This window comes from Halobacillus sp. Nhm2S1, from assembly GCF_019599545.1.
GTDB lineage: Bacteria > Bacillota > Bacilli > Bacillales > Halobacillaceae > Halobacillus.
Map to the genome: position 1 here is coordinate 38603 of NZ_JAIEZV010000008.1, position 10977 is coordinate 49579.

The window sequence follows — 10977 nt, forward strand, 5'->3', positions numbered from 1 at the left end:
CAGAGACAGGGGGAAAACACCTGATGGATCATGCTGTCCACACCTTCATATCCAAACATCAAATGATCCAGCCGCATCAGACCCTATTGGTGGCTGTGTCCGGAGGCCCGGATTCAGTTGCTCTTTTGCATTTTTTGTGTGCTATGAAACACAAGCTTTCCCTGCGTTTAATTGCCCTTTCTGTCGATCATCAATTAAGAGGAGAAGAATCTCAAGCAGATCTTCGCTTTGTTGAGGACATGTGTGAATCTATGGGGGTTGAATTTGTCGGAACCTCCGTCGATGTCCATGCGTATAAGAAAGATACGGGGAAAGGCACACAGGAAGCAGCCAGGGAATTAAGGTATGCATTCTTTGAAAAGATGATGTATGCCTATAAAGCGGATGCAATTGCTATGGGGCATCACGGTGACGATCAGGCAGAAACGATTCTGATGCAGCTTATGCGTAGTGCACGACCGGAAGCGGTTCAGGGCATGCCTGCCACAAGGCGTTTCGCTTGTGGAAAGATCATTCGTCCCTTCCTTACGGCTTCTAAAGATCAAATCGCTTCTTATCTGGAAGATCAAGCGATAGAAGTAAGGATGGATCCGTCCAATGAGGAGACCGAGTACACTCGGAATGCGATCAGGCAGCACCTCTTGCCTTTTATGAAAGAAAACAACCCTCAGTTTCATAAGCATATGCAGGTGTGGAGCGAGAGAGCGAGAGAAGAAAGGTCATACATAAATGAGCAGGCCCAAAAAGTATTGGAAACTGTCCATTTTTCTTCAAATGTTGAGAAATTCGTACAATTATCAAAACAAACTTTCAAAACATTCCCGCTTGCTTTACAAAGGACAGCCTTTCATCTAATATTGAACTATCTGTATGTGAAGCAAAACGAAGACATTTCTTACTTGCATGAAGAAATGTTCATGAACCTAATGAATGATGCGAAACCGAATGCTTCCCTGGACTTTCCGGAAGGGTTAAAAATCATCCGTGCCTACGATGACATCACCTTTTCATTTCCGAAAGAACACGATGGTAATGGGTACTCCTACATTCTCGAAATGGGGGAGGAAGTCCAACTTCCTGATGGTTCGGAACTTAGGGCGGATTGGTTCAGCGGGGACGGCACTGAAGATCCTTTTACGTATCTATGTGATTCGCATCACGTAAAACTTCCTCTTTCCGTTCGCACGAGACAGGAGGGGGACAGGATTCGATTGAGAGGGATGAACGGCTCGAAAAAAGTAAAAGATATTTTTATCGACCAAAAAATCCCGGCCCGTCTGCGCCCTACCTGGCCGATCGTAACAGATCAAACAGGAAAGATTCTTTGGGTCGTCGGTTTGAAAAAAGGCGGGGAACGTACCAGCCTTTCATCAGGTCCATGGCTTCGGTTACATTATAAAAACAAAGCAGACACGTAGGAGGAGCAATCATGCATAACGAAATTGAAAAGGTCTTAATTTCCGAAGAGGAAATTCAGGCGAAGTGTAAAGAGTTGGGAGCGGAACTTTCGAAAGAATATGAAGATCGTTTTCCTTTGGCGATCGGGGTACTGAAAGGCGCCCTTCCGTTCATGACTGATTTGCTGAAACGCATGGAAACCCATTTGGAAATGGATTTCATGGATGTTTCCAGCTATCACGGAGGTATGGAATCTTCAGGTGAAGTCAAAATTGTTAAAGACCTTGATACGAAGGTGGAAGGTCGGGACATTTTGATTATTGAAGATATTATTGATAGTGGTCGGACACTAGCTTATCTTGTCGACTTGTTCAAGTACCGTAAGGCCAAGTCAATTAAAATCGTTACACTGCTTGATAAACCGACGGGAAGAAGTGCGGATATCAAAGCAGATACAGTCGGGTTTGAAGTGCCTGATGAATTTGTTGTCGGGTACGGCTTGGACTATGAAGAAAAGTATCGTAACCTTCCGTACGTTGGAGTCTTGAAGCCTGAGGTTTATGGAGGCTGAAGATCAACCTGCGATGGCAAGTTTGAAAGTGTCCATGTCAGGGGTAATTAGTTGTGTCGGCTGTTTTTGGTATGGTAGTATTTACTATAGTTTTTCTCGTTTGGGAGGAGGTAGGCAATGAACCGGATCTTTCGTAATACCATATTTTACTTACTTATCTTCCTCGTGGTTATCGGCGTGGTCGGTCTATTCCGAGGTCAAGGTGATCCGCAAACAGAATATAATGTCAATGAATTCTACAATAAATTGAATAATGGTGAAATCCAGGAAATGACGATTCAGCCTGTCAATGGGGTGATTCGTGTTACTGGTCAAGAACAGGGAGCGGAAGAGGGCGAAACTTTCGTCGCGCAGCTTCCGGCTAATGATGAAGTGATTGCTCAAATCACACAGACAGCTCAAGAACAAAGTAATCTGACTGTCGAACAAGAAGAGCAGCCTAGCGCATGGGTGACTTTTCTAACGTCCATCATCCCGTTCGTCATTATCTTTATTTTGTTCTTCTTCTTGCTTAACCAGGCGCAAGGCGGCGGAAGCCGTGTCATGAACTTTGGTAAGAGTAAGGCGAAGATGTATTCAGAAGAGAAGAAGAAAGTGCGTTTCAAGGATGTTGCTGGCGCAGATGAAGAAAAGCAGGAGCTTGTAGAGGTCGTTGACTTCCTTAAAGACCCCCGTAAATTCTCTGCTGTCGGTGCCCGTATTCCTAAGGGTGTCTTATTAGTAGGACCTCCAGGTACAGGTAAAACATTGCTTGCACGTGCCGTGGCTGGTGAAGCGGGAGTACCGTTCTTCTCCATCAGTGGTTCGGACTTTGTTGAAATGTTCGTCGGTGTCGGTGCATCCCGTGTCCGTGATTTGTTTGAAAATGCGAAAAAGAACGCACCAGGCATCATCTTCATTGATGAAATTGATGCTGTAGGTCGTCAACGTGGAGCTGGTCTTGGCGGAGGCCATGATGAGCGTGAACAAACGTTGAACCAATTGCTCGTTGAAATGGACGGTTTCGGTGTCAATGAAGGAATTATCATCATCGCTGCGACCAACCGTCCGGACATCCTGGACCCCGCACTTCTACGTCCAGGTCGTTTTGACCGTCAAATTACAGTCGATCGTCCAGATGTCAAAGGTCGTGAAGCGGTACTTGCGGTACACGCGAAGAACAAGCCGCTGTCTGAGAACGTTGACTTGAAGACGATTGCGCTCCGTACACCTGGCTTCTCTGGTGCCGACTTGGAGAACTTATTGAACGAAGCCGCTCTAGTAGCTGCGCGTGGAGATAAGAAGAAAGTCGATATGGATGACGTAGATGAAGCGATTGACCGTGTGATCGCAGGGCCTGCCAAGAAGAGTCGTGTCATTTCTAAGAAAGAACGCGATATTGTTGCCCACCATGAAAGTGGACACACCGTCATTGGTATGGTGCTTGATGATGCGGACATGGTCCATAAAGTTACAATTGTTCCACGTGGGCAGGCGGGTGGATATGCCGTTATGCTTCCTAAGGAAGATCGTTACTTTATGACGAAACCAGAACTGTTCGATAAGATCACTGGATTACTCGGTGGTCGTGTAGCCGAAGAAATCATCTTTGGTGAAGTAAGTACGGGAGCTCACAACGACTTCCAACGTGCAACCAACATCGCACGTAAAATGGTCACAGAATATGGCATGAGTGAAAAACTTGGTCCGCTTCAATTTGGTTCTAATTCCGGTGGTCAGGTCTTCCTTGGACGTGACATCCAGAACGAACAGAACTACAGTGACCAGATCGCTTATGAAATTGACCAGGAAGTGAAGAACTTCATTCAGTACTGTTACGACCGTGCGAAAACGATCCTTACTGAAAATAAAGATAAGCTTGAGTTGATCGCGAAGACACTATTAGATGTCGAAACACTGGATGCAACTCAAATCCGTTCTCTATTTGATAAAGGTCGTCTTCCGACGGATGAAGAGCTTGAGGCAATCGCACGTGAACACAATGCGAAAATCAAGAACAACACGTCTTCCAACAATGAGGATGTCCGTGTGACTATTCAATCCAAAGAAGATGAACAGACGGAAGAAACAGAGACTCATGAAGAAACGAAAGAAGAAAAGAAAGAGGAAGGTCCATCTGATTCAGAGGATCGTCGTTCTTAAAGGTTCATGAGTAAAGCCACATCAGCCCTGAAACGGGAGGTGTGGCTTTTTCTGTGTCCTAAAAAGAGCGAAACGGCAGGTTCTTGTGATATGATGGTAGCCGAAGGAAATGACACGGGAGGCTTCATGTATGAATTTTGTCCTTGATGTGGGAAATACCAATACTGTGTTAGGCGTATTTGAAAATAACTCTTTGAAGTATCAGTGGAGGATTAAAACCGATCGTCATAAAACAGAAGATGAGTTTGGGATGTTGATTAAATCACTCTTCGATCATGAAGGATTGCGTTTTGAAGATATGGACGGCGTCATTATTTCGTCCGTTGTTCCACCGATTATGTTTGCACTTGATCGTATGTCCCGATATTATTTTAAAAAGCAACCGATGATCATAGGAGAGGGGATGGTGGATCACGGATTGCCAATGAAATACCCAAATCCGAATGAGATCGGAGCCGACCGAGTGGTTAATGCGGTAGGTGCTATTGATAAGTACCCTCTTCCTTTAGTCATCATAGATTTTGGAACAGCTACGACTTATTGTTATATTAATGCTGAAGGAGAATATCTCGGAGGCGCTATTGCCCCAGGGGTCAATATATCGATGGAAGCTCTTTACGCAAAAGCAGCCAAGCTTCCAAAAATCGAAATTAAGAGTCCGGAACATGTGATTGGTCAGAGCACAGTCGAAGCCATGCAGTCCGGCGTCTACTATGGATATGTAGGTCAGGTCGATGAAGTCGTTCGTCGTATGAAGGAAACATCCGATCAGACACCGACGGTCATAGCGACAGGCGGTCTTGCTAATTTAATCGCCGGTCAATCAAGGACCATCGATCATGTCGATCCTTACTTGACGTTAAAAGGTCTTCATAAGATATACCAAAGGAACAAAGAGAAAAAAGCGTTTAAAGGAGAATGAATAGCATGTCAGATTATTTAGTGCGTGCCATAGGTTTCGACGGCCAGGTCAGAGCTTATGCCATCCAGTCAACAGAAACAGTCGAAGAGGCAAGACGCAGGCAAGATACGTGGGCAACCACATCAGCAGCACTGGGACGTACGTTAACCATCAGCGGCATGATGGGAGCAATGCTTAAAGGCAATGATAAGCTCACAGTGAAGGTCGAAGGAGACGGACCTGCCGGAGCTATTATTGCAGATGCAAACTCTAAAGGGGAAGTTCGTGGATATATCAAACACCCTCATGTTGATTTCGAATCGAATGCCCAAGGGAAATTGGATGTAGCCCGGGCGGTTGGAACGTCAGGGACATTGAGTATCGTGAAGGACTTGGGTATGAAAGATCACTTTACAGGTCAAGTTCCTCTCGTTTCTGGTGAGATCAGTGAAGATTTCACCTATTACTTTGCAAATTCTGAGCAAGTGCCTTCAGCTGTGGGAGCTGGCGTGCTTGTCGATACGGACTACTCGATTCTTGCTGCTGGCGGTTTCATTGTTCAAATGATGCCGGGGGCTGATGAAGAGACGACAAGTCAAATTGAAAAGAGACTCTCAGAAATGCCTGCGATCTCTTCTCTTGTTCGTGAAGGAAAAACCCCAGAAGAAATACTGCACACGGTTCTAGGGGAAGAAAATGTACGCGTACTGGACACGATGCCCGTGAAGTTCCAGTGCCACTGCTCACGAGAACGTGTGGAAATGGCCATTGCCAGTCTTGGAAATGAAGAAATTGAGCGAATGATTAACGAGGATCAGGGAGCAGAAGCGAAGTGCCACTTCTGTAACGAAGATTATCAGTTCGACGTAGAAGACCTAAAGGAACTGCAATCTCAAGACACGGATTCCACATCATAATCTAAAACCGTTCATGATATAATAAAAGGCGAAACTGTGGTTTCGCCTTTTCCTTTAATGTCAGGATGATTGAAATGTTTGACAATTTCGTTCTTATTCAGTACATTAGGTTTAAATCCTATTAAAATACTTGGTTTTGGGAGTGAGTTTATTGAGAATCGTAAATAACGTAAGCGAATTAGTCGGGCAAACTCCATTGGTCAAGCTGAATGGAAGCGCGGAAGAAGACAGTGCAGATATCTATCTTAAACTGGAATACATGAATCCGGGCAGTTCCGTTAAAGACCGTATTGCTCTTTCCATGATTGAAGAAGCTGAAAAAGATGGCAGCCTAAAAGAAGGAGATACCATTGTAGAACCGACAAGCGGGAATACAGGGATTGGTTTGGCTATGATCGCAGCAGCCAAAGGTTACAAAGCCATACTTGTAATGCCGGATACGATGAGTCAAGAACGCCGTAACCTTCTTCGTGCCTACGGAGCAGAACTTGTGCTCACCCCAGGAAGTGAAGGGATGAAAGGCGCCATTAAAAAGGCAGCTGAACTCCAAGACCAGAAGGGTTACTTTATGCCTCAACAGTTCAACAATGAAGCAAACCCACTCATTCACGAAAAAACAACAGGACCGGAAATTGTTGAGCAGATGGGTGATCAATTAGACGCATTCGTTGCTGGTATCGGAACAGGTGGAACTATTACTGGTGCGGGTAAAGTATTGAAGGAAAAATATCCCGATATCAAGATTTATGCGATTGAACCAGAAGAATCTCCAGTTTTGTCCGGTGGTGATCCTGGTCCACATAAAATCCAAGGAATTGGAGCAGGCTTTGTACCCGGCATCCTGAATACGGAAATCTATGATGAAGTCATTAAAGTGACGAAAGAAGATTCATTCGAAGCGGCAAGGGAAGCTGCTAGAAAAGATGGAATCCTTGGAGGAATCTCTTCCGGATCCGCTATCCATGTGGCGAAGCAGGTCGCTAAAAAACTTGGTAAAGGGAAGAAGGTTGTAGCGATCATTCCTAGTAATGGTGAGCGTTATCTATCTACTCCGCTTTATCAGTTTGATGAAGAATAAGGTTAGACAACTGCACCCCAAGGGGGTGCAGTTTTTTTATTTATGTTTCCAACCGTGCACGTGTGATAGAAATTTTGAAATGATGTAAGATAGGGGAAGAGAATGATGGAAACGAGGGAAACAAATGAACATCAAATTAAGAACTTCAAAAAAACGTTCGATCTAACAAATGAAACTCTCGTGATGGGGATTCTTAATATTACGCCGGATTCTTTTTCTGATGGAGGGCTTTATTACAATCTCGATCACGCTGTAAAACAAGCAAAGATGATGGAGCAAGAAGGCGCGCATATCATAGATATCGGTGGTGAATCCACTCGGCCCGGTCATCAACCTGTCACGGCTGAGGAGGAACTGGCACGAGTTATCCCTGCCATCCAGGCCGTCAAAAAGGCGATTCACCTTCCTGTTTCCATTGATACTTATAAAGCAGATGTTGCGGAAGAGGCTATAGTGGCAGGCGCTTCAATCATCAATGATGTCTGGGGGGCGATTAAAGAACCTGCCATTGCTGAAGTGGCTGCTCGTTATGATGTACCGATTATCCTTACTCATAACCGGTCAGACAGAAATTACGAGTCTTTATTGGAGGACATGAAAAGAGACCTTCGAAAAAGCATTAAGATAGCCAGAGATGCGGGTGTCAAAGATGAAAATATCATCCTCGACCCAGGGATTGGTTTTGCAAAAACCCAAGCCCAAAACTTGGAGGTTATGCGAAACTTAACAGCATTAAAGGAACTCGGCTACCCGGTTTTGTTAGGAACCTCCAGGAAATCATTTATTGGTACAGCCCTGGATCTTCCGAAAGATGAACGGATGGAAGGGACAGGTGCAACCGTCTGTTATGGAGTGGCCCAAGGCGTGGATATTGTGAGGGTACATGATGTGAAGCCTATTGTGCGAATGACAAAAATGATGGATGCTATGCTCGGGAAGGGTGAAGGAATTGGATAAAATTTATGTAAATCAAATGGAGTTCTGGGGTTACCACGGTCTTTTTCCGGAAGAGAATAAACTTGGGCAACGGTTCTATGTAGATCTTGAGCTTGAGCTGGACTTGAAGCCGGCAGCTGAATCTGATGATATGACCAAATCAATTGATTACGGTGCGATTTACGAGGTGACGAAGAAGACAGTGGAAGGGAAACACCACAAACTCGTCGAGACGGTAGCGGAAAAGGTAGCAAGTGAACTATTCACGGAATTTCCGCTATTGGAAGGGTGCCTCGTAAAAGTATATAAGCCCGATCCTCCGATTCCGGGGCATTATAAATCCGTGGCTATTGAAATCTATCGGAGACCAGAAAAATGAATATCGCTTATATTGCTTTAGGTTCGAATATTTCACCGCGGGAATCATTTCTCAAAGACGCTATTTCTCTGCTTGAGGAGCATGAAGATATAACCGTCCTAAAAAAATCGGCGGTTTATGAAACGGCCCCTGTTGGTTACACAGAACAAAACGACTTTTTAAATATGGCCATTCAGGTGGACACGGAGTTATCCCCTTCCTTGTTGTTGGAGTACTGCCAGGGCATTGAAGAGGAGTTAGGGAGAAAGCGCGTGATAAAATGGGGACCGCGTACGATCGACCTCGACATCTTGCTTTATAATCAGGAACTTATGGAAACAGAACAATTAACCATTCCTCATCCCCATATGCACGAACGGGCATTTGTAATGGTTCCTTTAGCAGATGTGGATGCTCAAGCTTATCTCCCTCATTTACAACAAACAGCGGGAGAAGTTCTTGGGTTGCTTCCTTCAGAAGAAGTGAGAAGCATGAGCAAGTGGGGGAGAATTCAGTAATAGAGTGTAAGCCCAAGGATACGATGCACACCGGATTTGTATTCAATGGAAGTTGAACTAGAGGTGTAAATGCAAGAATCCATACCCTTTCAACATTGACACGCCCATAGTACTTTTTTATACTAAACGATAGTTAGATGCTGCCAGTCCCATGCTGGCAGTTTTTGTTATTGTAACGGTAAGTACCCAAAAAAGATCAGGGAATGGAGTGATAGCAATGACAGAAGAACTCAATGAACATATGCGGGTGCGTCGCGATAAGATGAATACTCACCGCGAGCAGGGCATCGACCCATTCGGTGACAAATTCGACCGCACGGATTACGCCCAAGACTTAATAGAGAAGTACGATCAATATACGAAAGAGGAACTGGAGGAAAAGCAGTTCCCAACAACCATCGCTGGACGAATCATGACGAAGCGTGGAAAAGGAAAAGCAGGTTTTGCACATATTCAGGACCTGACTGGACAAATTCAACTATATGTTCGTAAAGATGAAATTGGTGAAGAAGCATACGACAACCTTTTTAAATCTGCTGATTTAGGAGATATCGTAGGAGTTTCCGGTGTGATGTTTAAGACAAACGTAGGGGAACTTTCCGTGAAAGCAGCAGACTACCAATTGCTTACGAAGTCTCTACGTCCACTTCCTGAGAAATTCCATGGTTTGCAGGATGTTGAACAACGATATCGACAGCGTTACTTAGACCTCATTACAAACCCTGATAGTAGAGACACATTTGTTCTGCGCAGTAAGATCATTCAGTCTATGCGCCGCTATCTAGATGGTTTAGGTTTCTTAGAGGTAGAAACACCATTGATGCACGGAATCGCAGGTGGAGCTTCCGCCCGTCCTTTCATTACACACCACAATGCGTTGGACATGCAGTTGTATATGCGTATCGCTATCGAACTGCACTTGAAGCGTTTGATTGTCGGTGGGTTGGAAAAAGTATATGAAATCGGACGTGTATTCCGTAATGAAGGAATCTCCACTCGCCATAACCCTGAGTTTACGATGATTGAGCTGTATGAAGCCTATGCTGATTACCACGACATCATGAACCTGACGGAAAACATGGTTGCTCATATCGCTAAAGAGGTTCTTGGTACAACAAAAGTCACTTACAATGAACAAGAAATAGATCTAGAGCCGGAGTGGGCTCGACTTCATATGGTAGATGCGATCAAAGAACACACCGGTGTAGACTTCTGGGAGCAAATGTCTGATGATCAAGCGAAAGATCTTGCTAAAGAACATGGTATAGATATTAAAGATACGATGACATTTGGTCATATTGTAAATGAATTCTTTGAACAGCGCGTAGAAGAAAAGTTAATTCAGCCTACATTTATATATGGGCACCCGACCGAAATCTCTCCTCTTGCGAAGAAGAATCCTGAGGATGGAAGATTTACGGATCGATTTGAATTGTTCATCGTTGGCCGTGAGCATGCCAATGCATTCTCTGAGTTAAATGATCCGATCGATCAAAGAGAACGTTTTGAAGCTCAGCTGAAAGAAAGAGAAGAAGGAAATGATGAAGCACATATGATGGATGAAGACTTCCTGGAAGCCCTTGAATATGGCATGCCTCCAACGGGTGGTTTAGGAATTGGAATCGATCGTCTAGTTATGCTGCTGACAGACTCTCCTTCCATTCGTGACGTTCTGCTGTTCCCGCAAATGAGAAATCGTGAATCATAAGCTTTCCAATCCCACCAGATGCATCTGGTGGGGTTGTTTTTTACCCGTTGGATCACTTATTATATGAAGAGTAATAATCTGAATTATCTTTTTACGAAAAACCTATTGCGTGGTTTTGGATCCCATGATATATTATTACTTGTCGCGTTAAGAGAGCGGCAAGCCGCAAACGGCTTAACAAAATAAATCATAAAAAGTTGTTGACGAAAACAACTACACATGATATATTGATTAAGTCGCTGTTTTGAAGCGGCGAACAAAACATTTGATCTTTGAAAACTGAACGAACCAACCAGTACGTCAAAACATTTCTTCTTTATAGAAGAAATTTGAAACAAAGCACATTCGGTGTGCAAATGAGCAAGTCAAACTTAACTTTTATGGAGAGTTTGATCCTGGCTCAGGACGAACGCTGGCGGCGTGCCTAATACATGCAAGTCGAGCGCGGGA

Annotated in this window: 10 protein-coding genes and 1 rRNA gene; all 11 read left to right on the forward strand. The window is 44.4% G+C overall.

From position 1 onward, the window contains the following. Positions 1-23: 23 nt before the first annotated feature. On the forward strand, positions 24-1418 hold the full coding sequence (gene tilS / locus K2225_RS19825; protein WP_220586287.1) for a tRNA lysidine(34) synthetase TilS: 1395 nt from the start codon (positions 24-26) through the stop codon (positions 1416-1418). 11 nt (positions 1419-1429) lie between these two features. Next, positions 1430-1969, forward strand: coding sequence for a hypoxanthine phosphoribosyltransferase (gene hpt / locus K2225_RS19830; protein WP_115824762.1), 540 nt, complete (start codon positions 1430-1432; stop codon positions 1967-1969). Positions 1970-2086: 117 nt separating this feature from the next. Then, on the forward strand, positions 2087-4111 hold the full coding sequence (gene ftsH / locus K2225_RS19835) for an ATP-dependent zinc metalloprotease FtsH (protein ID WP_220586288.1): 2025 nt from the start codon (positions 2087-2089) through the stop codon (positions 4109-4111). 130 nt (positions 4112-4241) lie between these two features. Continuing rightward, positions 4242-5033: a type III pantothenate kinase gene (locus K2225_RS19840; RefSeq protein WP_220586289.1), complete on the forward strand. Its 792-nt coding sequence runs from the start codon at positions 4242-4244 to the stop codon at positions 5031-5033. A 5-nt stretch (positions 5034-5038) separates the two neighbouring features. Beyond that, positions 5039-5929, forward strand: a complete 891-nt coding sequence (hslO, locus tag K2225_RS19845) for an Hsp33 family molecular chaperone HslO (protein WP_220586290.1) — start codon at positions 5039-5041, stop codon at positions 5927-5929. 151 nt (positions 5930-6080) lie between these two features. After that, on the forward strand, positions 6081-7007 hold the full coding sequence (cysK, locus tag K2225_RS19850; RefSeq protein WP_174787839.1) for a cysteine synthase A: 927 nt from the start codon (positions 6081-6083) through the stop codon (positions 7005-7007). A gap of 183 nt (positions 7008-7190) precedes the next feature. Further along, positions 7191-7964 (forward strand): dihydropteroate synthase, encoded by a 774-nt coding sequence (folP, locus tag K2225_RS19855; RefSeq protein WP_370632790.1) that lies wholly within the window; start codon positions 7191-7193, stop codon positions 7962-7964. Further along, complete coding sequence (gene folB, locus K2225_RS19860; RefSeq protein ID WP_220586291.1) at positions 7957-8322, forward strand: dihydroneopterin aldolase; 366 nt, start codon at positions 7957-7959, stop codon at positions 8320-8322. The genes folP and folB overlap by 8 nt, the downstream gene beginning before the upstream one ends. Continuing rightward, positions 8319-8819: a 2-amino-4-hydroxy-6-hydroxymethyldihydropteridine diphosphokinase gene (folK, locus tag K2225_RS19865; protein ID WP_220586292.1), complete on the forward strand. Its 501-nt coding sequence runs from the start codon at positions 8319-8321 to the stop codon at positions 8817-8819. The genes folB and folK overlap by 4 nt, the downstream gene beginning before the upstream one ends. Before the next feature lie 217 nt (positions 8820-9036). After that, complete coding sequence (gene lysS / locus K2225_RS19870; protein ID WP_220586293.1) at positions 9037-10527, forward strand: lysine--tRNA ligase; 1491 nt, start codon at positions 9037-9039, stop codon at positions 10525-10527. A gap of 377 nt (positions 10528-10904) precedes the next feature. Next, positions 10905-10977, forward strand: a 16S ribosomal RNA gene (locus K2225_RS19875); the annotation flags it as partial.